Here is a 25,835-nt window from a genome sequence, read left to right as displayed (position 1 = left end):
GCCCTCCTTTAGAGTTGTTTTTGTAAACGGATCGCTTCGGCATTTTTAGGATCGAGGTTCAATGCCTCGCTGACCATCTGCCGGGCATCCGACTTCTTCTTTAAGTTGAAAAAACAGGTTGCCATCGCGCTATAAATCGAGGCGGAATGGGCATTGACTTGCTGCGCCCGACGCAGGGCACTTAAAGCATGGTTCCATTCTTTTTCCTTCATATGAGCGCGTCCCAGTTCATACCAGGCCTCCCATAAAGCAGGATCAATCTGTGCGGCGTGGAATAGAGTGGAAATAGCAGCAGGGAGCTGGTTCTTCATGTCGATGTAGATGCGACCCAGTGCTATTAAGATCAACGCGTGATCCGGATTAATCTCCAATCCTCGCTTCAGGTATGATACCGCTTCACCGGTCAGCCCCTGCTCCAAAGCCACCAGGCCCAGCTGATAGTAGACGGCTGGATCATTGGGCGCGGTTTGCTGCGCCTGTTTGAAGGCCGTCATCGCCAATGGATACAGGGCCAGGTCCCGGTAACACATACCCAGTTGAAAACGTGCATCCAGGGCGTCCGACTTCACACGCAAGGCGTCTTCAAAATATTCAGCGGCATGCTTCATATTCTCTTTGAAGAGCCTGGAATCCGTCTCACGCACCGATTGTCCGTATTGGCGATAGGCGCGCCCCAGATTGTAGAGCGCATCGTAGGCCGATACTCCCTGGCTCTGTGCCAGCTTGAACTGGCGGATCGCCTCACTATAGTTTTTAGCGGCCAGGGCCTGCAGGCCCGCGCGGTACGCCGCCATCGGGTCTACCGCGGTCGGTGTACCCACCGGACGTGCCTGAATCGGCTGCGCCGGTCGCGGCTGAATCCTTCCATTTGATTGTACGGGCCGGGGCTTAATAGGTTGCGATTGAATGGGTCTTGGCTGAATCGGTTGGCGGATCGGCCGTGCCTGAATCGGCGCACGCACAGCCTGCGCGCGTATCTGTGGCGGCGCGATCGTTGCTCCCTGAACCAGTGGCTGTCCGTCGCGTTTACAAAATTTCGCCCCCGGTCGATTCTGGAAACCACACTTGGGACAAATAATGCCACCGGCGACGCCTGAGGCCGCACCTGTATTGGTCGGCACGACGATCGTAGCGTTAGGCGACATCACGGGCATCTGAATCGTAGCCGGCGCGGCATTGGGTAAGCATTGCAGTAGAGCGACACGCATCGCTTCAGCGCTCTGAAAGCGCTGGGCGGGATCTTGCTGCATGGCCTTAATGATGACCTGCTCGACAGGGCAAACGGTCTTATTCCCTAATTGGACGGTCCTTAGACGGGGATTTTTTGCCAGCACACCTCCCTGTGGGGGTGTTTGAATCGGATCGGGTTCGTAGTTCGTCAGCAGGTGATACATGGTCGCTCCTAATGAATAAATGTCGGAGCGTGCATCAGTCTGTACGAGCTTTCCTGGATTATGGGCGGAACGTCGCTGACCAGGCATCGTAATTGAACCTAGATGCTCGGGTGAGGCATACGATATGGTCCCGAGGTTTTCTGTGTTGGTTCGCTTATTGGGATCGAAGCGGCGCGCAATGCCGAAGTCGATCAACTGCACCTCGTCATCCTGTGAGACCATGATGTTTCCTGGTTTCAGGTCTCGCAGGATAATAGGAGGGTTGCGTGTATGGATGTAGGTCAGGGCTTCACATACCTGAACCATCCACTTTATTACCTGTTCCTCGGGCAGCGGCCCTCTGGCGTTCTCCAGAATCTTCTCAAGGCTACGACCGGGCACGAATTCCATGACAAAGTAATAATTGCCTCGCTCTTGAAAAGGGAGCATCAGGGCAGCAATACGCGGATGTTTCAAGCCCCGTAACAGGGCAATCTCTTTATTGAAGCGGTCAATGGCCGCTTTACGATCTTCTTCGCTGGTGTTGGGGTTGATGAGCAGTTCCTTGACAGCATAATAATAGGGAGGAGTACCTGGCGGGGTTCCAATCTGTTCTACTTTGTAGACGGTGCCCATACCACCTTCGCCAAGAATCTGCACAATTTTAAATTTTCCGTCAAGGACAGTACCTATTGGGAGAGCCATACAAACTTATTCTCCAAGCGCGCTCACATGCTCAGTGGGCATTGATATGCACAACAATCGCTGAGATGTTGTCTTCCCCACCGTTGGCATTTGCCAGGTCGATTAGGGTGTCGCAAATCGTTTGCGGACTATTCTGCTCTTCGAGCGCTTTGAGCAGATCCTGGTGCCGTATCATTTCCCATAATCCGTCAGAACACAATAATAACTTGTCGCCAGGCTCCAGCTGTTCATGAAAAATGTCGACCTCGATATGCTTGTGGCCAGCACCCAGCGAACGATAAATCAGGTTCCTCTGGGGATGGGTGTAAACATCGTCTGGCTCGATCTGCTTCGACTCGACAAGGCGAGCGACCAGCGAGTGGTCCCTGGTGACAGGAGCTAATTTGTTCCCTCGTAACAGATACGTACGACTGTCGCCAACGTTGGCAATATACGCCTGATCATTTTGAATAAGCACGGCTGTAACCGTGCTGCCTAGTCCGCGAGCCGATGATTTTTTTTCACCATAGCTCACGATGGCTTTGTTGGCTTGTTGTATGGCCGCTGCTAGCTGGTCTCCGATTAAAGAGACCGCCTGCGTCTCAGGCAGTTTTTGTGTCTTTTGACTGGTAGGTGCATTTGCCGGGGTAGAATTTAATTTAACAGTCTTATTTGGATCCAACGCTGCTTTGTCCAGCTTGATAGTTGGCTGATCATGGACAGGCTTAAAGAAAAAATCTAACGCCTTACTGATTGTCTCAACGGCTAACTTGCTTGCCACCTCTCCTGCCTTATAGCCTCCCATGCCGTCGGCCACAATGAATAAACCACGATCACCATCTTCTGAAGATTCTACGCGCTTATAAGCATAGTCTTCGTTCTGATCCCTCTGTTTCCCAACATCAGTTTTATCAGCAGCAGTAAGTTTTAAAAGCATAATAAATTACCTCACCCAAGCAGGAGACTCCTCTGTCCGTTACATGTCCACTATAGCATATAGTAGTATTCGTGACAATTGCGGCAGGCCGAATAACACATTTCTATAATTTTTGCATGAATATGATGTACTTTTTTATAAGTTACATCATATATACGCAGTAAAAAGCACTGCGGTTGTAGCGGCAATCTCTGACCAGGTGAGGTCGTGTCATATTTCAGGTGTGCAATGTCGCAGTTATCAGCGCCTGTCTTCGCGTTGTTCTTTGGCGGAGCGTGGCCTGAACTGCAGGCGAATGGCGGTGCCTCTAAAGCTAAAAGCTTCGCGCAGGCGATTCTCCAGATAGCGCTCATACGAGAAGTGGACCGCCTCGGTGTCATTGACAAAAAAGACGAAGGTGGGCGGGTTGACCCGCGCCTGCGTCGCGTAGTAGATCTTCAATGGCTTGTGGCGAATGACAGTTGGACTATGGCGACGCGTGGCCTCCTGGACGAGCTCGTTGAGGCGCGAGGTGGGCACGCGCAGGTAGCGCATCTCAGCGATTTTTATGGCTGCTTCAAGGATCGACTTTACGTGATAGCCGGTTTTGGCCGAGGCGAACACGATGGGGGCATAGGGAATGAATTTGAGTCCTTCAGCCAGAATCTCGCGATACTCTTCCGCGCTCTGAATCTCATCGTTGGGATGGGCATAGACGCCTTCACGCTCGGCCTTGCGCTGCTCCTGAGCCAGGTCCCATTTGTTGACGACGACGATGACACCTTTGGCCTGATCATGAATAGCTCCGGCGATATGTGTGTCCTGGGCCGCCAAACCCTCGGTAGCGTCCAGCATTAGAATGGAGACGTCACTGCGATCAATGGCTCGCTCCGAGCGGAGCACACTATACTTTTCGACGCCAGCTCCGATGCGGCCACGGCGACGAATACCGGCGGTATCAACCAGGCGGATCTTATGTCCCTCGAACTCGATGGTAGTGTCGATCGCGTCACGGGTGGTTCCCGGCACGTCGCTGACAATGGAGCGCTTTGAGCCGGTGATGGCGTTCAAGAGCGAGGACTTGCCTACGTTTGGGCGCCCGACGATGGAGATGCGAATAAGACCCTCTTCATCCTCTTCTTCCATCTCCTCGGCAGGTGGCAGCTCCTCCACAATACGGTCCAGCAGATCGCCGGTGCCGATACCCTGGATAGAAGAGATCACGATGGGTTCACCCAGACCCAGCGTATAGAATTCGACCGCGTCCATACGGCGGTCTTTGTTGTCGGCCTTATTAGCGGCCACGATAACCGGCTTCCTGGTCTGCCGCAATTGATGGGCCACGTCCTCATCGGCGGATGTGATGCCAGAACGCGCATCAACCATAAACACAATGACGTCCGCCTCTTCAATGGCCAGCTGGGCCTGCGCCATCACATGGTCCATCAAATCACCAGACTGACCATGCAAACCAACCTGCCCCACGGGCACACCGGTGCCAAGCTCCAGGCCACCGGTATCAATCAAGGTAAATTCGCGTCCGTTCCAATCGGTATCCCCATAGAGGCGATCTCGGGTGGTGCCCGGCATATCTTCAACAATGGCGAGACGCTCGCCAATCATACGATTAAAAAATGTGGATTTGCCGACGTTTGGTCGGCCAACAATAGCAACAAGCGGCTTCATAAATGCCCCTCCACCCTTTCCTGGTGCAAAACATTCCTCTATCGCGTACCCGCGCCCTTTCCGGGCGCAGCGCGTGGGTATTATAACACAATCTACCATCGCCCTCTGCGGGCGGAATTCTCATACAAGTGCCAGACGTTCCTCTTGCAGGTAAGCTAAGCGCCCCCGCATGGGCGTCCGCATGCGCGGCCGCGCTGGTTTTTTGTATTGGTGTATGAGGGGGTGCGCTAATGCGCACCCCCTCATACACCAATACAAAAATATATAAGGGAAGAGAAGAAGAAACAAGAACGTGCCCACTTTGCCGCCGTAGGTGCCGGGCTTGCCCCAGTTTGCCGCGCAGCGGCCCCGTGCCCGAGCACCCACGCTTCCTTCAACATGGGACCGTTCCTAGATTACCGGAATAATTCAGATACCGAACGACCATCGTGGATGCGGCTGATAGTGCCAGCTATCAGTTCAGATACAGAGAGCACTGTCAGATTGGGCAAAAGGGCCGAATCAGGAGATGGGATAGAATCGGTAATCACAATCTCTTTAATGGGTGCTTTCCGGAGACGTTCAAGGGCCGAGCCAGAAAAAATACCATGGGTGGCACAACAATAAATGTCCAGCGCGCCTCCCTCATGTACGACACGCACAGCCTGTGTGAGCGAACCGGCCGTGTCGATCTCATCATCTACAATCAAGGCGTTGCGGCCTTCGACGTTGCCAATGATGCCCATCGCCTCGGCGATGCTGTTATTTCCCAGGCGCCTCTTCTCTACAATAGCCAGAGGAGCGTCCAGGCGATCCGCCAGTCTGCGTGCCTTCTTGGCAAAACCTTCGTCGGCCGATACGACAGTAAAATTCTGGAGATCTTTCTCGGCAAAATAGCGCGCCTGAATAATCTGGGCTGTTAGCTCATCAACGGGAATATTAAAAAAACCCTGGATCTGCCCAGCATGCATATCCATGGTCAGAACTCTATCCGCGCCGGCAACGGTAATACAATCGGCGATCAGCCGAGCCGTGATCGGTACGCGGGGCTGGTCTTTTTTATCGGTACGTCCATATGCATAGTAAGGAATTACCGCGGTAATGCGGGCCGCCGATGCTCGTTTCAACGCATCGAGCATGATCAGCAATTCCATAATTGAACGATTGACGGGTGTACTGAACGGCTGAATTACAAAAACATCACGGCCACGAACATTTTCGTTGATCTTGACAAAGATATTTTCGTTACTGAACTGAAACACATCTGCATCTCCCAGAGGAATTCGCAGATGCCGGCATATGGCTGCTGCCAGCGGACGGTTTGCGTTCCCGCTGAAGATACTCAAGTCGTCCAAAATGCACCTCCTGGTAGCAAAAAGTATATCACATTGCTTGCCAGTGTGGTAGATTGCTCCAAATTTTAATGACGATGTGCGTGTTCTAGAGGGTGACGGCGCTCTCAGGTATCCAGGCCTGACGATGATTAAAGTTGATCTCGTACCAGTAAATGTTTTTATCGTTCAGTACTCCGAGTCCGGAAACGAAGATAGCTCCCTGGGGCGCGTCACCGATCTGATCGTCGCTCTTCTGCTCGGGCTTGCTATATACTTTGGTCGCGGTTCCCAGCACTACCGCCATCCCGATGCCGCGATTGACGGCATATGCTGGAACCGCCAACCAGGCCTGGCGAGCGCTGCATAATCGGCTCGGCTTTTTATCTTTGAGGTGGGCTTCAACGCCATACCAGATGCGATACATGGTCATGCCGGTACCAGCCTGGTCCTTGACGACTGCGGTATAGGCGTAGCTGACACCGGGCCCAATGTTGCTGGTTTCATCTGTTGTGCTGTTGCCCGCGTGGGGGATCAATCCTGTGTCCGTACCGGGTCCGTTGTAGAGGGAGAAGAAGTTGTAATTGGCCGCCGTTTCGTGTCCCCCCTGTCCAACAGGCAGACGATCAAATGGCGGATCGATAGAGATGACGTTCGTGCTGAAGGCGGTATTATGCGCAAAGGGGACGCCCATGGCGTTGATCAGGTTAAAGTAATAACCCCAGAGCCAGTAGGGACCAGGATCCACATGGTTAGGCATCAGGGCGACAGAGGGCGCGGGCACGTCCCCATGGCCAATGACATGGGAACGATCAAGCGGCAGGTGGTATTTGTTGAGCAGGTAGGCGACCAGTCTGGCGGAAGACATATACATGGCGGTATTGTACCATTGATAGCCCGTGGCGGCATAACCAACGTGTTCAACGCCGATAGCGTGCTGATTATACCAGTAGTTGCCTATGTGGTAGGCGATGTCGTTATCATGCACGATCTGATAGACCGTGCCATCGGTATCCACGATATAATGGCTGCTGACAGCGCTGTTGACGTTGTGAAAATAGTTAATAGTGTCAACGAGGCTTCCTTCGGCATCATGGATGCCCACAAAATCAACGGGATAGTCCGCCGGACGAACGGCGCTTTCATAGTTACAAGGATCGTTGTCATCGACGCTATTGCAGTCAAATTTATCAGGGTCCAGGATGCAATTGATGGCGCCCGGATAATCAGTATCACCTGTGCGCGAGCAGCCGTGAGGCAGGAACGCACTATCCGGTTGCATGAGCGCCATAGCGCCAATTGGTGTATATTTTGCAGCATGAGAAAGGGCGGCAGTGATGCGCGGCACCACATGTTGAGCCGCCAGGGTAACGATCTCACCCGTCTCCGCGCGCGCCACAAATCCCCGGTTAACGAGCTTATAAACGGCATCGGCATACATATGAGCTACTGAGAGCGTGGAGGCGCCACTGTACGCGCTCAATACTCCATACCAGGCATCCAGGGACGTGGCGGGAGCGCGGCCGGGAAAAAGCTGCCCCCAGTAGTCGCGCAGGACGGACGCTCCTCCCCTGATATTGGTGGCCAGATCTGTTTTGAGGAGAGCTGGATCAACTTTGAGATCTCTAGCAGCTAACGTCAGGCTATCACTGTCCCGCGTCGCCATCAGGTGCATACACCCATATCCTCCATCGATGCTGGCCGTTCCTCCATGGTTGCCCAGATGACCCTCCATGTAGCAGAGCGCTTTCAGCAGAGGAACTGGCACAGCGAAATCAGCAGCGGCCTGCGCGAAAACCTGGTTGATATTGCTAGCCGCCCGCGTCGGCTGGCCGTTCCACATTCCCCTCAACCCTCCAGCGATGACCAGTAATGCGACAAGCACAATTATAATACACGAGCGAGATAACCTGAGCAGCTTTTGTATGCACATAAAAGAGGCTCTTTCTCTGAAATGCAAAGAAATAGTATTAACACTACCATTACCATTATGATGGTGCCCAAAAACGGACCAGTTGGTCCGTTTTTGGGCACCATCATAATGGTAATGGTAGTGTTAACGAGGGTCGTAGGTGCCGGGCTTGCCCCGGCTTATACCGCGCAGCAGCCCCGTGCCCGGGCGCGCTCGTTCCACCAACGGCACCATTTTCCAATAAAAAAAGCCCGATCCCGCCGCGTGAATATGCGACGGGACCGGGCAGTATTGGCCGTTGATGAAAAACGTATGAGTGCGGTTAGCTGGTGGGGTCTTCGGGGCTGGAGATAAGGATGCTCAGGAAGCGCCGCACAGCCCAGAAGATCAACCAGTAGATGAGCATAGCGATCAGCGTTGACCACTCAAATTCCTGACCACCCTGCACCTTCAATGAATTGACGATGTTGGCAAATGGGAATAGGACAATATCTGTCAACGAGTACAAAAAGCCCACGAATAAATTGGCCTGCAATGCACCGATCAGCTTCAGGAAGAAACGTATGGCCAGCGTTACCTCAAGTACGACCAGGAACCACTGCAGAAAGTCGTTTAATTTTCCAATGGCGTAACGAACCGTTCGCGCCTCTTCCTGGCGTGTCTCTGCGTTCTCGACCTCTGCATCCGTCTCGCGCTGAGGCGCTGAAGACATAGGTGGTGGCGCGGACCTGGTTGGCAGGTCCGCCATACGCTCGCGCTGAGGTAGTACATCAGTCGGTGGCTGGGCACGAGTAGGTTCATCGGGATACGGATTATTAGGCATCCTGCAATCCTCTCATCTGTAAAGTCAAGCTCGCGTAAACACGGAATAACAGCATATACCACGCAAATTATAACACTCTTTTTTACCGCTGCGCTATATTTTTTTCTCTTACCAGCAGTATAACTCCGTCCGCCTGTGCAATCGGCCTGAATTCTCCTGTGCGCTGTATCTGATTTAATACATCCAGAAAGTTATTCGAAAAAGCTTTATTTTCAGGCGATGCATTATCCAGATCAACAATTACGTAATCCACCAGCTTATCCTGGCCGCGCGTAAAGGTGGCCACGGTTAGCTCGGGGAATACCGTCACATAGCGTCTCTCTGTCAGGTGCGGATTGATATTGCCGCCCGCCGATACAACCGCGTCGGGCGGGATCATGTTCAGTAACTGCTGGATGTGCTGCTCACGCGGACCCGGGGTGTGATCGGCCAGAAAGCTATTTAACAGCGGCCAGATCACTACAATATTTAATACGATCATGCAGACGATCCAGACTGACAGGGCACCCTGTAGCCAGGACGCGGGCATATAGGCCGCAAGGTCCTTCACACGCAGGCGCATGAGCTTCCTGCGCCTCTGCCAGCCATTGAGCAGCGTTGATAGGCGCAGAAGGGCCACCAGCCAGCGCCAGCCCGTGGTTAACCAGGACCAGACGCGGACAGCGCTTTTCCTCAGCCAGCCCAGCAGAGCGGCGGTGCCCGGCAGTGGTTTGGCAGGACCATAGGCCTTGCGGCCCAGCGCCACCTCTTCGCGGTAGAGTTGCTGCTCGGCCGTCTCTTCGCGCAGTCCATACCAGTAATAGTAGATGCGCCGAGTGCCATGAATGGCGGCGATAATCACAAAGGGGATGATGGCCGCGTGATAGTGGTAGACGCCGTTGTGCTGAAACGATTCGGAGGTCAGCAGGTTGATGGCCAGCGAGGGCAAGGTGGGAATTAGCCATTCGGGGGCCAGCAGGGCGATAAAACCGGTACTGCGTAGCAGGCTGGCCAGGTAGTAAATACGGTCCAGCGTAATCAGAACACCAAAGACGATCCAGGGATGGCCCAGAATGTTGAAGATGGCTGCTACCGGGGAGGGTCCCAGCGCCTCGTAGCGATACCAGTAGTTATCCTGCTGCGCCCCCACATTAAAGTGCGGCTTGATGACCAGGAATGCCAGCAGGGTCCAGACAATGCCTCCGACAAAAATTACCGCTCCCAGGCGCGGAATGCGGTACTTCCAGATCGCTACCAGCGCTAGCAAGGCCACCACAGCCCCCATCTCTTCTTTACAGGCCGCCGCCAGGATACAGATAATCACAAACCAGACCAGTTTGCGATAGGTCAACGCCAATACAGCAAAGAGAAAGAGTGGTGTCACCAGGGTCACGGGATGAAAGTCGAAGAGATTCTCACCCAGGACAGCGGGCGCCAGCAGATAGCCGAGCACCATGATAGGCGCCAGCAGCGGCAGCGTCGGCAGCGACTTGCGCGCCAGCAAAAAGACCGGCACGGCCCCGGCCGCCAGCATGACGGTCTGGAAGATCAGCAGGATACGCGGATCGGCACCGAAAGCATACAGTCCGGCCAGCAGCAGAAAGATCGGCTCTACGTGCTGGGCCAGGCGAATCGGCGCCCCGTACCAGTTATCTGAATGATTGGTAAATTCTACGAAATGGCCATGCAGCGTATTCCAGGTTGCCTGGTCCATATTTCCCAGGTCGAAAGCCGTAGCCTTAAACACAGCGTAGCGCAGGACGGATTGATAGCCCAGTATGATAATATAGGCAACTACCATCAGCGCCAGGAGCAACCAGGCGATACGTTTTTGTGCCAATAGTGAAAAGTATGAACCAAAGCTTACACGTTTTATCATGTCATTCCTGAATACACGTGCGGTATGCGCGCATTTAATAGCATTAAATCGCTATCACTGAATTATAAACACCTAAAGCGACTAAAATCATAATCACCCAGACAATCACAAATTCGGGCCAGCTCCCCGTGCGGAAGCGCCAGTGAGAGTCGGGGGGAAAACCAAAACGCTGTTTGAGAGGCCAGAGCAACGGCACGCCTCCCAGCGTCAGAGCGTCCGCCGCGATATGGAAGATGCAGCCAAACAGGACGCCAAAGAAGAAGACATGCGAGCTGGAAACAAAGTGCGCGGGAAACTGGTACCCTCGTAATTCCAGCAGATAGCTTACCACTCGTTCCAGACCGATGGCAAGCAATGAGCCAAAGGCCAACCCCATTAAGCTATGAAAAAATGTGCGATGTCCCGCCAGTCTCTGAATACCTTTGCTGATCACGCCCAGCTTCTGGCCCAGAGTGCTGCGCGCATTATCGATATCAGGCAGGAGCGCGCCCAACCCGACGGCAAAGTAATAGACCCCTTTATCGACCAGCAGGTTCAGGGAAACCTCATGTGCCCCCGTGAGCGGCGGACCGCTTAGATGAAATATGCTATCGATGACAACACCCGCGGCGAGGCCAACTAAGAGATGTGAGCGACCTTGCATGTAACATCCTTTCAATGGCGAGAAAATAGATTATGTCACAGAAATTGTATGGTGCTCTTCTACAACTGTCAATAGCAGCTGAGAATAGTATGATGCGTGTTCACGAAAAAGGAGCGGGCGGCGTGTGACGCCGCCCGCTCCTTTTTCGTGAACACGCTGGTTTATTCTTCTTCAGGAGGGAGGCCGATGTAGATATCTTCGCCCTCTACTTTGACTGGATAGGTGTAGATGTCCTGCCGCGCAGGACCACGTAGAACCTTGCCGCTGCGCACATCAAAGCGGGCGCCGTGCCAGGGGCAGGTGACGGCACAGCCATCGAAGTCCCCTTGATTGAGGGGACCACTGATGTGCGTGCAGTTGTCGGTAAAGGCGTAAACGATCCCTTCCAACTTGACCAGGCAGACTGGCTCACCATCTACCTCTACCGGATATAGCTTGCCTTCACGCAGGTCGCGGAGCTCAGCGGCCTTGTAGAACTCTTCGGACATGGATATCTTCTTCTAACCCTTACTCTTCTTCGTCTTCGTCTTCTTTGGGATGTTCCAGCCCGGCCATCGCCAGGGCTCGGTGCAGGACGCGCAGCGATAAGAAGGCGCACTTGGTACGAGCCGGGCTGATAGGAATACCCAGCGCCTCCAGCACGTCATCTTTGCCCAGCGCGATCACCTCTTCCACGCTCTTATCCTCGATCATCTCCGAGAGCATCGAGGCCGAAGCCTGGCTGATAGCGCAGCCGCGTCCTTGAAAACGAACGGCGGTAACGCGATCACCCTCAAACTGTAGATCTATGCCTAGCTGATCGCCACAGAGAGGATTTGAGTCTTCACAGTGAACGTCGGGATGCTCCAGTTTTCCATAATTGCGTGGATCTCGATAGTGATCCAGAATGTATTCGCGATAATCCATGGACATATGCGCCTGCCCCTTTCGTATTTTAGGATGCACATTAGAAACGGAAGATTTCTTGAGCTTTTTGTAGACCCTGCACCAGTATATCGATCTCTTCCCTGATGGTATAGATATAGAAACTGGCACGCGCGGTGGCGGCCAGATCATAGCGCTCCATAAGCGGCTGCGCGCAATGGTGTCCGGCGCGAATAGCCACGCCCACTTCCTGGTCCAGGATCGATGCCAGGTCATGGGGATGGATATCTGGCAGAGTAAAAGAGATGACGCCGCCGCGTTGATCGGCCGAGGGACCATAGATTTTGATATCGGGCACCTCTTGCAGTTTCTCCAGCGCGTAGGCTGTAATCTCGCGTTCGTGCTGGCGGATCGCCTCCATATCCAATGCCTTCAGATAATCGATGGCCGCGCCAAAGCCAACCGCTTCGGCGATGGCGGGGGTGCCGGCCTCGAACTTCCAGGGCAGATCATTGGCGGTGAACTCGCGTAAATGGACAGTACGAATCATGTCTCCACCACCCATAAACGGAGGCATCGCCTCCAGCAGAGCCTTCTTGCCGTAGAGCACGCCGATGCCAGTGGGTCCCAGCATCTTGTGCGCGCTGAAGCAAAGGAAGTCCGCGTCAAGTGCCTGCACGTCAACCGGTAGATGGGGGACGCTCTGAGCGGCATCGACCAGGACCAACGCGCCGGCGGCATGGGCCTGGGCAATCATCTCCTGCACCGGGTTGATCGTGCCCAACACGTTAGACATTTGCGTGCAGGCCACCAGCCTGGGTTGTTGCGTCAGAAGCTCCGCGTAAATATCCAACCGCAGCAGACCATCATCGCTCACGGGCACGAATTCGAGCCGGGCGCCGGTGCGCTGCGCCAGCAGTTGCCAGGGGACCAGGTTGCTATGGTGCTCCATCTCGGTCAGGATAATCAGGTCACCGCGCCCGATGTTGGCACTTCCCCAGGTGTGGGCCACCAGATTGATGCTCTCGGTAGTATTGCGGGTAAAGATAATCTGCTTGCTCTGGCGTGCATTGATGAAGCGGGCGATCTTGACCCGCGCTTTTTCCATGGCCGCCGTCGCCTCTTCACTGACCTCATAGACGCCGCGATGCACATTGGCATTATAGTTCTTATAATAGTCGCTCAGGGCATCAATGACGGACTGTGGTTTCTGCGAACTGGCGGTGCTATCCAGATAGACAAAGGGCTTGCCATGCACCTGACGTGCAAGGATAGGAAAATCCTGGCGCACCTCATTTATGCTGCGACCAGAGAAGGATGTCACATCGGCGGTGACAGGTATGGAGTTATTGGATATAACCATAGGACAACAAACCCTTACTATTTCTCTCAAAAAGAGGGCGAGAGACAAGAAAGGGTAGGAGAGATAAACAACCACCGGGGCAGGTGATCGCAAGCGCTCACCTTCACCCCACATGATTAGTTTTTTAGCCAGCTTGTGGTCGCCCTCAAACAAACAACGTGTTCATACGACCCTTAGTCTTAGTATTCAGCCAGTTTGATTTCGTCGTCTTCGGGATTACCATCCAGACTGATGGCATTTTCGTCAACGCCTTCGATCTCCCAGCGCTCTTGAGCATCAACCCAGGTATCGGCCTCCGTCTCATAAGCACCACTCATGCGGCTGATAATACTGCGACGCAGGCGAATACGCAAGTTTTCTACGGGGATGCGCTGTAGCACCGGCTCGAAGAAGCCCTGTACGATGATGCGCTCCGCTTCAGGCCGCGAGATACCACGGACCATCAGGTAGAAGAGCTGCTCTTCATCGATCTGGCCGCTGGTAGCACCATGGCTGGCGCTCACCTCGTTAGCGGCGATCTCCAGGCCAGGAATAAACTCACCACGCGCCTTCTTGCTCAGCAGCAATCCATGCGCCGACAGGAACGAGGCGGTCTGCTGCGCCCCCGGACGCACGCGAATCATGCCGTCGAACTCGACACGCGAGTTATCGGTCAAGACGCCTTTAACCAGGGTCTCGGCGTTGGTCGAGAGGCCCACGTGGTCGGAGAGCGTGTTAATCACGTAGCGCTGATCGTGGTCAGTAAAGAAAACCCCCACCAGTTCGCCCGCGCTGCCATTGCCCTGCAGACCAGCACCGATCGTGGCCATATTCACCCCGGCACCCAGATCGGCCAGGACAAACGTCACGCTGCCATCGTTCTCAAACACCGCGTTCTTATTGGTGATATTCCAGATGTTCTGTCCCAGGTCCTGCAGATTGCTGAACTCGACCCGACCCTCGCGTTTGGCAAAGACCTCCACCACGTCACTCAGCAGGGATGGGTCCTCGCCCGCGACGGTAGAGTTATACTCCTGCACAAAGCGTACGCTACTCTGCTCTTCCGCGATGATCAGCGAATGGGAGAAGGCAGCGGAGAGCGGCTGGTTGACCCACACCTGCGCCAGCATAGGAGCCTCGATCTCGACGCCCTTTGGTACGTAGAGGAAGAAGCCACCGGACCAGAAGGCGGCGTGCAGGGCCGTGTATTTGCTGCTACCAGCAGGGACGCAGCGAGTCATGAAATACTCGCGCACCAGCTCGGCGTGCTCGCGTACAGCGGTATCCAGATCGGTCAGGATGACACCCTGCTGCTTGAGCTCATCACTCAACTCGGTATGCACCACCGTTGAGTCGAGCTGCACAATCAGACCTGAACGCTCATTGACCAGCGAGGCCTGCAGCGAATTCTGCACCTTCTCGGGCAGCGCGGCATCTTTCTCAACAGCGGTAAAAGGTTTCAACTGCTGAAAGTTAAAACCGGCCACCGTCCTGATGGTACCCAGATCGCCACGGCGACCGAGGGGAGCCTCAGTATTCTCATAGGTTTCCCATGCCTGCAGACGCAACTGTAGCATCCACTCTGGCTCCCCCTTGTAACGCGATAACTCTTCTACCGCAGCACGGGAAAACCCTGGAGCCAACGTGTTAAGCATCTACAGTCTCCTCACTCACTTCTTCAGTTGGACGCAGCCACTCGTAACCTTTTTCTTCGAGCTCCAGAGCCAGTTCGCGGCCACCGGATTTCACGATGCGGCCGTTGAACATCACGTGCACAAAGTCTGGCTTGATATAGTTCAACATACGCTGGTAGTGCGTGATCAGCAGAATGCCCAGGTTGGGTCCGGTCAGAGCGTTGACGCTCTCAGAGACGATGCGCAGCGCATCGATATCCAGACCAGAGTCGGTCTCGTCCATCAATGCAATCTCTGGCTCCAACAAAGCCATCTGCAGGATCTCGGCGCGCTTCTTCTCACCACCGGAGAAGCCATCGTTAATGGAGCGGTTAATAAAACTGTTATCAACACGCAGCAGTTTCATCTTCTCCTGCAGCAGTTTGCGGAACTCACCAGGGGGTACCGTGCGGCGCTTGCCCATCTTACCGCTAGGATTCTCGCCCTCCTCAAGGGGCTTGTTCCCCTCGCGTACGGCTTCCAGGGAGCGACGCAAGAAATTAGCTACGCTCACACCCGGAATCGACATTGGATACTGGAAAGCCAGGAAGAGGCGCATGCGCGCACGCCGATCGGGCGAATATTCCAGAATATTCTCGCCTTTAAACCAGATCTCACCGTCGGTCACTTCATATTTGGGGTTACCCATAATGACGTTCGACAATGTACTTTTACCAGAGCCATTTGGTCCCATCAATGCGTGGATCTCGCCCTGTCGCACAGTAAGGTTAACGCCACGCAAAATCGGTTTACCTTCAATATTGGCATGTAAATTTTTAATTATCAGTTCAGATGCCATATACCCAAAAACACCTTCCTTTTATGGTAGGGGACGAACTTCAGTTTCGCCGTCCTTAGCAGGTAGACAGAGTTGTTGTGAACCCAGGCCCACGTGAATGTCTGAGAGTGCAATGAATTGTGCAGCCGCACCGTTCTCACTAGAAGAGACAGCCGCCAGCTCTGCTAAGGTCATTGAATCTAGCGTCTGAGCTACCGCATCACGTACTTTTGTCCACAGATATTTCGTCTTACAGGCTTCTAAAAAATTACAAACCTGGGTCATTTCTCCCTCTGTCGCACAAATCATGGGAGCGATCGGGCCTTCTAACACACGCACCACTTCACCCATCGTAATCTCAGCTGGATGACGGCTCAGTTTATAGCCGCCATGGGCACCGCGAGTACTCATTACCAGTGGAGGCTCGGCCTCTCGCAGCAGCTTTACCAGTTGCTCCAGATAAGCCAGTGGCAATGTTTCGGCCTGAGAAATATCGGTAAGCGAACGAGGGCGACCACCATAGTGACGGGCAAGATCAACCATGAGCCGTACACCATATTCACCTTTTGTAGATACACGCAACATCATGGTTTCTCCCTTCCTGGCATATCGCCTGTTCACATAATCAATTAATCCGACCTGTTCACTAGGATATATTCTAGCACCTGCACCAGTGAGCGTCAACTGCCCGCACGCATGCTGATCACATGTGTTGCGGGCAATTATTTTTCAATACATTCATTTGTGATAAGCGGGGTGCAATACGTGCGCATATGCGCACGTATTGCACCCCGCTTATCACAAATGAATGTATTAATTGTGCTTTGGTTTGCGGCCAACGACAATTTGTCTGGATCCTTTGCCGAAGGGTTTCCAGAGGTAGTCGCCATAGATGGCTTCAACACTAAAGCCGGTCGAGATAAAGAGCATCTGCAGTTCACGTGGGAAAAAGAGGTGCATATCCAGTTTGGAGAGGTAGCGCTCATTCTCGCCGCTCTCGAAAAACTTCTCGTGCGTCCAGGTGATATGCTGAAGCTGCTCATGAGGATCATATTTGCGCGTGGTATACAAGAGCATGGTGAACTCGCCATCAGGCGACTCAATCTCATCTTCCAGATAGACGGTTGAGGGACGGTTGAGGGCATCGCTGAGATAATCGATATCGGGTAGAAAGGTATCCACGACAAAGTGGCCGCCGGGAGCGAGATGCTCATACGTAGTCCGAAACGCGCACAGCTGCTGCTCGATTTCATACAGGTGGCAGATCGAGTTAAAGGGCAGAAAAATAAGGTCGAACTGACCTTTATGCTCTAGATCGTAATCGCACATATCACCATGGTGAAGGATGGCGCGCTGCTGGATCTCTTCGGGCTCACGCGCCAGTTTGCGCTGGTAGGCATCCAGCATCCCCTGCTCAATATCCAGACCTTCGAGTACAAAATTGCCGGGGGCATGCAGAAGCTCCAGGCCGATACGTCCACTGCCACACGCCAGCTCAAGTACCCGGCTCGGCGTATAGCGCATCACTAATTCACGCCAGAAAGGCAGATCCTGCTCTGACTGACTCTGGTATTCCAGGTCATAATCGTTGACCTGCTCGTAATATTCACCCATCGCGTAGGGCATGATTGTTAAGTCCTTGTCATAATGACTTGCGCAACAAATAACCTCCAGGATAGCATCCATATTCATAGTATTATCCATGCGAGGCCACGGTTTGGTACGCGTACCATATAATACAGTAAAAGATTGGGGACACCTGAGGGCACCAGTGTAGAGATTAGCATATGCACCTACGACAGCGCAAGGTATGCCAGTACGCCTCACAGGCCTCACGTCGATCTGTGAACAACCAGCCAGAACCTCACCACAGCAGGAGTATGACACCGTAGAAGAAAATACAGCAAGTACCTGATGGCAAGCTAGCGGATCTTGCGATAGTATGTATAGGGATACTACAGCAGGTTGTAAATTGTAAAAACATATGGATAAGCGCCACTCCCTGGATGAGGTGTGAGCTTCTGAAATCAGCCATATGACAACAGTTGTGGCGCGGCCTACAGTGGTTCGCGACCCGGCGGCGTTTACGATCGCGTTTAATTGCAAACCAGAATGAATAGCTACCGATGACAGAGGAGAATATCAATGCAAGACATAGCACCGGAGGTGCTGTCCATCGCAGACGCTTGCCTTGGTGGATTGCAGGGTCGTTCCGCATTGTTAATAGGTCCTGAAGAGCAACGCTACCCGTATCTAACATTACTGCGACAAGAGAGAATGAAGTATATCTATCAGGAGGAGACGCCGGAACGCGCCCCCTATATTCTTCCTTATGTCCAGCTATTGATCTACACACCCGCGATCACCAGGTTTGAGGGCCAGCGCCTAGCGATCCCATATCTGACCGCAGCCACAATCGCAAAGGGCTGCGAGGGTAGGCGTACCCCGCTGCTGATCTTTGATCTCGCGCCAACCACGTCCGTCGAAGAGCTGGCCGGACTCCTACCCGCCGTCTGCCTGTACACGCCCGAAGACCTGCGTCGCATCCTCTGCAAAACTGCCATCAAAGCATCTTAAAGTGCAAAAATTTTCCATGGTACCTCTCTCCCCGCCGTTGGCGGGGAGAGAGGTACCATGGAAAATTTTTGCTACCCAATTTCATTGGTGCACGATATCAGTGTATAATAGGAACTTGAGAAATCTGGAATCACCCTCGTATCGTGTGAGGGCCGCATAATCAGCCAGCTATTTGGAAGAAAACGAATGGAAGTTATAAAAATCTCACCCCGTGGCTATTGCTATGGTGTCGTTGACGCGCTGACCATCGCGCGCAAGGCGGCCAAAGATGAAGCATTGCCACGTCCCATCTACATTATTGGTCAAATTATTCATAACCGCCATGCCATCGATGAGCTGACGGGGATGGGTGTCGTCACGCTGGATGGTCCCAATCGCGCGGCCATTCTAGAGCAGGTGGAGTCGGGCACAATCATCTTCACCGCCCACGGGGTCTCGCCCGAAGTCAAACGGCGCGCACAGGCACGCGGCCTGCACTGCATCGACGCGACCTGTCCTGATGTCACAAAAACACATGACCTGGTCAAAGACCTGGTGAACCGTGGCTATTACATCCTCTACGTGGGCAAGAAAGGCCATCCCGAGCCCGAAGGTGTGATGGGTGAGATTCCCGGTCATGTCAGCCTCGTTGAGGTTGAGGCTGACGTTGATGCGCTACAACTAACGCCCGAGCAGCAACAGAAGATCGCCGTTTCCACCCAGACTACCCTGTCACAATGGGATACGCGCCGCGTGATCGAGTATATTAAGGAGCGCTATCCACAGGCCGAGGTGCACATCGATATCTGTGCCGCCACGCAGACGCGACAGGAGGCGGTGGCCGCTCAGGCGCGTGGCGCGGACCTGACCATCGTGGTCGGTGATCCACGCAGCAATAATACCAATCGCCTGGTTCAGGTTTCCGAGGAGTTAGCCGGGGTACCAGCGGTACGCATCGAGGACCTGTCGCAATTAGACCCGGCCTGGCTTAAAGGCAAGAAACGCGTCGCGGTGACCGCCGGTGCCTCAACCCCCAGCCAGCTCACACGCGAGGTGATTCGTTATCTGGAGCAATATCCAGTAGAAGCATAAAATATATGCAAGAGAAACTTGCAGCCAAACCTCAACAGATTACAACAGGAGAGACCGCGTTCCTCTACGATGTGGCAACACTCGTCAACGCGGTCTACCAGACTACCATTGAGCTGACCAGGGAGGGCAATGTCCCCAAGCGTATCACCAAGAAGATACGCCCCCTGCTCAAGGGGCAGGAGCGCCTCGACTGGAACGACAATGATATCTATACCGATATGGTGATGAGCTTCCTTCTTAAGGCCAAAATCATCATGCAGGTACAGCCACCCCTCGACAATACTAAATTTCGTTTAGCACCAGGACCTGGACTCGCTCCGTGGATGAAAAAGAACGTGCTGGAACAAACCTGCCAGCTACTGGAGAGCTGGCAAGAAGGCTACAGTTGGATCGACGTACCCAGAGCTGTGCCGGAGCAGGGGAACCACTTCTATAATTCATATACTTCCAGTCATTCTCTACGTCCCCTGCTACTCGAACAGCTCTATGCATATCCCGCAGGTGCCTGGTATTCAGTGGAATCCCTGGTCCACGAGATATGGGAGGATCATCCCGAACTGGCCAAACAGCAACAGTGGAGAGGATCTTACTACGCCGGATACCAGAGAGGAGCCTCCAAAAAAAACGATAAAAGAAATCTTTTCATGGAGTGGGCCATCCAGGCCGCACCCTCATTCATCAATATGCTGTACTCTTCTTTGATCGAGATGGGGGTCGTCGATGTAGGGAATGATCCCCTGGTCGACGGTAATAAGTTGCTGCTCTCGTCTTGCGCCTTCCGCATTACTGAATTGGGCGAGCAGGCCATCGAGCGGATAATAAAGCCAAAATCGGATAAATCAGATAAGCAGGGCTCGGCAAAAATATCAGAGCTCCAGAAATCGCTGATCGTTCAGCCTAATTATGAGCTCCTATTGCTGCAGCCGGACCTTCCTACCCTCTATAGCCTCCTGTCCTTTACACAGGTGAAGCAGATCCAGATGGTCAGTACCCTGCTGCTGACCCAGAGCTCCGTCCTGCGCGCCCTCCAGCACGGCTTCAACGCCGAAAAGATGTTGACAACATTGGGAGAGCTGAGTCAGAAAGAATTGCCACAGAACGTGGTCTATAGTCTGCAGGACTGGGTGCGGCAGCATAAACAGGCGACGATCTCACAGGCGATGCTGCTGGAGCTATCAGATGAAGAGACGGCGACACGCCTCTCTCAGCATCCCACCCTGATCAAGATGAATGTGCGCCAGCTAACGCCAACCGTGCTGGCCATCCCGTTCGATGAGAATGGCAACATCAACTACCAGAGCATCCAGCTGCTGCTGGATAAAGAGAATATCTCCTCGAACTTTCTCGGTCTCTCCAAACCGGGCCGCTACAGGGGCCACAACTACTATTAGGCCAATTGATGTACTATGTACTATACTTACGTATATCCCTTTTGATTGTCCACAGGCTGTGTGCCACTTGGGGGATAAAGTGGAAACAGGAGGCAAAATGCGCTACAATGCCAGAGAAGGTCTAGACTCGTGAAGATAGCTAAAGATGTAGCGTATTCCTCTACTAGCCATATTGTACCAATCTATACGACAAAGAGAGGATTCTCATGGCAGGTGACTGTTCATTCGATATAGTATCGCAATTTGACGAACAAGAGCTGGTAAATACCATCGACCAGGCTCGACGCGAAGTACAGACGCGATACGATCTGAAAGATACAAAAACGGATATTGCGCAGGCGAAAGATTCTATTACTATTACAACCGATAGCGAGCTGTCGCTGAAGAGTGTACGCGATATCCTGGAATCCAAAGCTGTACGCCGCAAGTTGTCTTTAAAGATCTTCAAACCTGGTAAAGAAGAGAGCGCAGCCGGCGGCCGGGTGCGCCAGGTTATTGAGCTACAGCAAGGAATTACGCAGGAACAGGCAAAAGAGCTGAGTAAAATCATTCGCGAGGCCTACCCTAAGGTGCGCACGCAGATTCAGGGAGACGCCGTCCGGGTCCTGGCCAAGAGCCGCGACGATTTACAGGCGGTCATTGCTCTGCTTAAACAGAAGGATTACCCTATTCCTCTGGATTTTATCAACTATCGAGGGTAGCACTTCAGGCATGGGCACATGGGGAATGACCAAAAGACATTCCTGTACAATACGACACAAAAATGTACAGGTACTTTAGTACCAAAACAAGTGTCCATGCCTTTGAATTGTTGTACCCTAGTTTTGACTAGACCAGTTAGCACGATCCGTAGTGGCGCGATATGAGCAGAAACGCAGGAGCGTCGCTACCTCGTGTGCTCATTCGAGAAAGTGAACCTTTCATGCCTGGGAACAGACAAGCCTTTAGTGCAGCGATTAACACGGCCGACCGCCAACGTTGGGATAGTCACTGGGCGGAAGCCATGCATGAATACCAGAAAGCACTCGCCGAGTTCCCAGAAGATGCTACAGCTCGTAGTGGTCTAGGGTTTTGCCATATGCAAATGAAGCAATGGCAGCTAGCGCTCCACGAATATGAATATATTTTACAGCGCGACCCCAGCAACGTGATTGCTTTAAGCAAGACCGCCGAACTGTACGTCATTTTGAATAGGCGCGATGATGCCTACCAGGCATATCTGCATCTGGCTGATCTCTATTCGCAGGCCGGGCAGGGGGCGCGTGCAGAGGCCGCCTGGCAAAAGGCAGTTCAGTTGTCCCCCGGCAATCCCGAGCCTCACGAGCGGCTGGCAAGCTATTATTTTGAGAAGAAAGATATCTCCCAGATGCTCCAGGAACGCCTGGCGGCGGCTCAGGGCTATCTTCTCAAAAATGAACCGGGTCCGGCTCGTGTCCATTGTGAAGAGGTGTTACGTGCAGATGGGGCCAATCCCCAGGCACAATTATTGCTTTCCCAGATATTGGCAAGAGGGACAGGCCCGCAGTTTCCACCTGGAGAGGTGGGTGGAGCATTTTCGTCAAAGCAAATAGAGACCGGTGCTGGTCAGCCTGTGAATAACCATCCAGCTGTACAGCATCCATCATTGGTCAACAATCAATCATTCACCGGTTCAGTAACATCGGAAAATACAAGCGGAGGGAATACTGGCATCATGGGTAACATGGGTAGCGCGGGTAACTTTGGTGGGGTAAACAATCCTGGATCAGCGGCAATGGCTGGAAACGGGATGAACTCAGCACCTCGCAATCGAATTACTGCCAACCAGGTCACAGGGGCATTGCAGCAGGCGCAAACATTTCAAAACCAGGGCCGTTTCAATGATGCTATAGACCTCTGTGAACAGATCCTGGAGAGCGGCTTTGACCGGCCAGATGCTCGCTATTTTTTAGGTTGGCTTTATCAAGAACAGCAACGCTGGGATGAAGCAATCCAGCAGTTTCAGCTCCTGCTGAATGATCCCGATTACGCACTGTCTTGCTATTATGCGCTGGGGCAGTGTTACAGGGCTCGTGGTGATCTGCGTACCGCCACGATCCATTTTGATGAGGCGGTCGATCGGGTAAACTTAGATGCATTGACGGCTGAGGAGTCGGATCAACTGGTCCAGCTCTGCCAGGAAGCGGCAGAAGCACATCGGCTTTTGGGTGAGCAGGAGCAGACGCTCACCGTGTATAATGCGTTGCTCGGTTTCTTGCGCAGTCGCGGCTGGAATGATAAGGTGGCCCAGGTAGAATACATGCTCCAGCAGGCGCAGAATGCACCAACTCCTACGCGTACATCGACACCTCCACCAGCCGGAGTCACGCAGGCACCCCCTCCTGACCAGGCAGGATTTCCCCCATCTGATGTGCCAGAAGCACCAACGATGGAGATGAATGCCAATAGTATCGCGAACCCAAACAATACGACATCGGCGGGCAACCAGACTAGCACGGGCGGCGATCTACCCGATTGGCTGACTGGCATTCTCAACGATTCAGAAAAGACACAGAATGCGCCTAAGCCGGCGGCGCAGCAGCAGGCTTCATCGCCGACGCATGCTCCGGCGGAGCCGAGCGCCCCTCAGCCAGCCGCACCAAAAGCGGAGTCGGCCCCATCCTGGCTAACGGATGAGGCGAAGCCAAACTCAACCCGTGTGCTGTCACAGGAGCTTGATCCACTGGCACCTCAGGCGCCAGCGCAGCCTACGCCACAGGTACAACAGCCGCAGCCTCTGTCTACGCCGATGCCAGCGCCTCAGCAGCCGGCGGCACAGATGGCGCCCCCGTCGCAGCCACTGGCTACGCCACCTGATCCTATGTTGCCACCTGTAGTCTCACAACCACTGGCGACCCCGCCACCGGTTATGCCGCCACAGGTTCCCCCCACACCGGCGCCTCAAGCATATCCAGCCGTACCGAACGCGCAGTCACCTCTGGCGGCGTCGGTCTTCGAAGATCCACAGCTGATGGTGCCCAGCGCTCCGGCCCGTCCGGCACAGGAACCTAAACCCGGTTTTGAGGATCTGCTCAACCAGATGGCCGGCGCACGAGGCATGGGCCAGGTCGCGGACGCCGTGGTCACCAGTACCGCAGCGCTACCCGAGAACATTCGCATGCAGGTTATGCGCTCGATGCAGGATATCCAGAAATATATCAACCATGGCCTGCTGACACCGGCGATGGAAGAGTGTCTGCGCGTCATCGATATCGCGCCGCAATACCTGGATGTGCACCAGGTATTGTGCGAGATCTATGTGCGCCAGGGCAAAATTGAGCAGGCGATCACCAAGTACGCTATCCTGGTTGATACATACGTGGTCAATGGGCGCATCGATGATGCGATCGCTACCTATCGCCGCATCCTGCAGTTGGAGCCAAATAATATTACCTATCGCATGCGCCTGATCAGCATGCTGTCCAATCAGGGCAATAAAGAGGATCTGTTGCGTGAGCGTACACTGGCGGCCGAGTCATATCTGCGCCTGGGCTACATGGACCGGGCGATGACCGAGCTGGAACAGGCGTTGCAGGAAAGTCCAACCAACGTGCCAACACGTCTGAACTATGCGCTGGCCCTGCAGAAACTGGGACGCACCCAGCAGGCGGTGGCCGAGTATCAGCGCGTATTACAGATCGATCCACGCAATATTACCGCTCTAGTACGCTGGCATATCGCGATGATCACTACCCTGGGCACCCCACGGGCAAACACCATGGAGTTGCTGTCGCGCATTCGCTGGCAGCTGCGCGGCGAGGGCCAGAAGCACGCCCAGGCCGTGGTGCGTGAGTATACCCAGAGCGCCGAGGTCCATCCCAACAACGCCGATGTTCACTTCGCGCTGGGCCAGATTTATCAGCAGTGCGGCTACTTCGATCGCGCGGTAGAGGAATACAACCAGGCGACCCGCGATAGCCATGTCGAGATCTTTGCCCGCGCCAGCTCGGCGCAGGCCCTGCTGTCACAGGGTAAGCCCGAGGCCGCCATCAATCAGCTGGAACAGGCACTGCAAAGCGTACGCATGTCGCCACAGTCGCTTGATCCGGCCACCTGGGCGGCTCGTCCCCGCGAGGATGGCGAGGAGCATCGCGCGCCCGAGGTAGAGATCTCTACCCAGCTGGCCAAAGCTTATGGCCGTACGGGTCAACAGGAGCAGATGCAGGCCATCTTGCGTCAGTTGCAGCGCGTCAAACCGGTCCAGGATGAGGTGGCCTCAAGCATGTCTGAGATCGCCTCACACCAGGGAGACCTCAATAGCGCGCTGCAGGAGTACGCGGACCTCGTTCAGCACTATCGCAACAATCGTCAGACCGATAACGCGATCAATGTTTTGAAGGAGATGGTCCGCCTGGCTCCTCAGGACACACGGGCCCATGCTGAGCTCGCCGACATCTATGTCAATCGTGGCCTGCTTGAGGAAGGTATGGCGGAACTGCGCCTGCTGGCGGATATCTATCTGCGCCAGGGTAAGCTGGACAAGGCCGGCGAAGCCGTACAGAATATCGGTAACATCTATGAGAAGATGGGCGATACCGAGGAGGCTCTGAGCAGCCTGTTCCGGGCGGCCGAGCTCAATCCAGAGTCGATGGACCTGCTACGCGAGGTGGTTGGCTTCTGCCTCCAGTTGGGTCGCAATCAGGATGCCGCCAGGTATCAGGGGATGATCGCCCGCCACTACTTCGAGACCCAGCAGGTCAAGGAGGCGGTCGCCGCCCTGCAGCAGTTGATCACCATTGATCGCTCAAACTATGAGGCTTACGACATGCTCGGCCAGACCTATCAGTCAGTCGGAGAATACGAGCAGGCCAGCCGAGTCTATCGCAATCTGGCCAAAGTGAATCCTGGCAGCTCGATAGCTCGCGAGCGCCTGGCTACCCTGCAGGAGTTGCGCACCCGCTAAAGGGAGGGCTTAC

Annotated in this window: 20 protein-coding genes; 5 read left to right on the top strand and 15 right to left on the bottom strand. The window is 54.0% G+C overall.

The genetic code is table 11. The annotated features are described in order from the left end of the window. Window positions 1-8: 8 nt before the first annotated feature. The 15 genes from KTT_RS12140 to KTT_RS12070 all read right to left on the bottom strand — a co-directional run bounded on the left by KTT_RS12140 (window position 9) and on the right by KTT_RS12070 (window position 17,488). Window positions 9-2,078: a protein kinase domain-containing protein gene (locus tag KTT_RS12140; RefSeq protein ID WP_126596223.1), complete on the bottom strand. Its 2,070-nt coding sequence runs from the start codon at window positions 2,076-2,078 to the stop codon at window positions 9-11. A 31-nt stretch (window positions 2,079-2,109) separates the two neighbouring features. Next, the gene (locus KTT_RS12135; RefSeq protein ID WP_126596222.1) at window positions 2,110-2,994 is read right to left on the bottom strand and encodes a PP2C family protein-serine/threonine phosphatase; all 885 of its coding nucleotides are present in this window, start codon (window positions 2,992-2,994) and stop codon (window positions 2,110-2,112) included. 240 nt (window positions 2,995-3,234) lie between these two features. Next, complete coding sequence (der, locus tag KTT_RS12130) at window positions 3,235-4,659, bottom strand: ribosome biogenesis GTPase Der (RefSeq protein WP_126596221.1); 1,425 nt, start codon at window positions 4,657-4,659, stop codon at window positions 3,235-3,237. A 395-nt stretch (window positions 4,660-5,054) separates the two neighbouring features. Beyond that, complete coding sequence (locus tag KTT_RS12125) at window positions 5,055-5,996, bottom strand: ribose-phosphate diphosphokinase (RefSeq protein WP_162511812.1); 942 nt, start codon at window positions 5,994-5,996, stop codon at window positions 5,055-5,057. Between the two features lie 82 nt (window positions 5,997-6,078). After that, window positions 6,079-7,902, bottom strand: a complete 1,824-nt coding sequence (locus KTT_RS12120; protein WP_126596219.1) for a peptidoglycan recognition protein family protein — start codon at window positions 7,900-7,902, stop codon at window positions 6,079-6,081. 301 nt (window positions 7,903-8,203) lie between these two features. After that, complete coding sequence (locus tag KTT_RS12115; protein ID WP_126596218.1) at window positions 8,204-8,704, bottom strand: YggT family protein; 501 nt, start codon at window positions 8,702-8,704, stop codon at window positions 8,204-8,206. Between the two features lie 82 nt (window positions 8,705-8,786). Continuing rightward, the gene (locus KTT_RS12110) at window positions 8,787-10,562 is read right to left on the bottom strand and encodes a DUF2079 domain-containing protein (RefSeq protein ID WP_126596217.1); all 1,776 of its coding nucleotides are present in this window, start codon (window positions 10,560-10,562) and stop codon (window positions 8,787-8,789) included. Between the two features lie 43 nt (window positions 10,563-10,605). Further along, window positions 10,606-11,205, bottom strand: a complete 600-nt coding sequence (locus tag KTT_RS12105; RefSeq protein ID WP_126596216.1) for a metal-dependent hydrolase — start codon at window positions 11,203-11,205, stop codon at window positions 10,606-10,608. A 161-nt stretch (window positions 11,206-11,366) separates the two neighbouring features. After that, window positions 11,367-11,693 carry a Rieske (2Fe-2S) protein gene (locus KTT_RS12100; protein ID WP_126596215.1) on the bottom strand — a complete coding sequence of 109 codons (327 nt, stop codon included), beginning with the start codon at window positions 11,691-11,693 and terminating at the stop codon, window positions 11,367-11,369. 19 nt (window positions 11,694-11,712) lie between these two features. After that, window positions 11,713-12,117, bottom strand: coding sequence for an iron-sulfur cluster assembly scaffold protein (locus KTT_RS12095; protein WP_126596214.1), 405 nt, complete (start codon window positions 12,115-12,117; stop codon window positions 11,713-11,715). Between the two features lie 34 nt (window positions 12,118-12,151). Next, complete coding sequence (locus tag KTT_RS12090; RefSeq protein WP_126596213.1) at window positions 12,152-13,432, bottom strand: cysteine desulfurase; 1,281 nt, start codon at window positions 13,430-13,432, stop codon at window positions 12,152-12,154. Between the two features lie 179 nt (window positions 13,433-13,611). Further along, window positions 13,612-15,066, bottom strand: coding sequence for a Fe-S cluster assembly protein SufD (sufD, locus tag KTT_RS12085; protein ID WP_126596212.1), 1,455 nt, complete (start codon window positions 15,064-15,066; stop codon window positions 13,612-13,614). Beyond that, window positions 15,059-15,883: a Fe-S cluster assembly ATPase SufC gene (sufC, locus tag KTT_RS12080; RefSeq protein ID WP_126596211.1), complete on the bottom strand. Its 825-nt coding sequence runs from the start codon at window positions 15,881-15,883 to the stop codon at window positions 15,059-15,061. The genes sufD and sufC overlap by 8 nt, the downstream gene beginning before the upstream one ends. A gap of 21 nt (window positions 15,884-15,904) precedes the next feature. Beyond that, the gene (locus KTT_RS12075; protein ID WP_371864852.1) at window positions 15,905-16,450 is read right to left on the bottom strand and encodes an RrF2 family transcriptional regulator; all 546 of its coding nucleotides are present in this window, start codon (window positions 16,448-16,450) and stop codon (window positions 15,905-15,907) included. A 225-nt stretch (window positions 16,451-16,675) separates the two neighbouring features. Continuing rightward, complete coding sequence (locus KTT_RS12070) at window positions 16,676-17,488, bottom strand: class I SAM-dependent methyltransferase (protein ID WP_160145816.1); 813 nt, start codon at window positions 17,486-17,488, stop codon at window positions 16,676-16,678. A 519-nt stretch (window positions 17,489-18,007) separates the two neighbouring features. On the opposite strand from KTT_RS12070, the gene KTT_RS12065 reads away from it, so the two are divergent. The 5 genes from KTT_RS12065 to KTT_RS37400 all read left to right on the top strand — a co-directional run bounded on the left by KTT_RS12065 (window position 18,008) and on the right by KTT_RS37400 (window position 25,822). After that, complete coding sequence (locus KTT_RS12065) at window positions 18,008-18,439, top strand: hypothetical protein (RefSeq protein WP_126596209.1); 432 nt, start codon at window positions 18,008-18,010, stop codon at window positions 18,437-18,439. Window positions 18,440-18,625: 186 nt separating this feature from the next. Beyond that, window positions 18,626-19,510 carry a 4-hydroxy-3-methylbut-2-enyl diphosphate reductase gene (locus KTT_RS12060; protein WP_126596208.1) on the top strand — a complete coding sequence of 295 codons (885 nt, stop codon included), beginning with the start codon at window positions 18,626-18,628 and terminating at the stop codon, window positions 19,508-19,510. A 5-nt stretch (window positions 19,511-19,515) separates the two neighbouring features. Further along, a complete protein-coding gene (locus tag KTT_RS12055; protein WP_126596207.1) occupies window positions 19,516-20,901 on the top strand; it encodes a helicase-associated domain-containing protein in 1,386 nt (461 codons plus the stop codon). A 206-nt stretch (window positions 20,902-21,107) separates the two neighbouring features. Then, window positions 21,108-21,602 (top strand): YajQ family cyclic di-GMP-binding protein, encoded by a 495-nt coding sequence (locus tag KTT_RS12050; protein WP_126596206.1) that lies wholly within the window; start codon window positions 21,108-21,110, stop codon window positions 21,600-21,602. A gap of 221 nt (window positions 21,603-21,823) precedes the next feature. After that, the gene (locus KTT_RS37400; RefSeq protein ID WP_160145815.1) at window positions 21,824-25,822 is read left to right on the top strand and encodes a tetratricopeptide repeat protein; all 3,999 of its coding nucleotides are present in this window, start codon (window positions 21,824-21,826) and stop codon (window positions 25,820-25,822) included. Window positions 25,823-25,835: the final 13 nt, after the last annotated feature.

This window comes from Dictyobacter aurantiacus (genome assembly GCF_003967515.1).
GTDB lineage: Bacteria > Chloroflexota > Ktedonobacteria > Ktedonobacterales > Ktedonobacteraceae > Dictyobacter > Dictyobacter aurantiacus.
The sequence above is the reverse complement of the archived record's forward strand: the minus strand, read 5'-3'. Positions and strand labels throughout refer to the sequence as shown.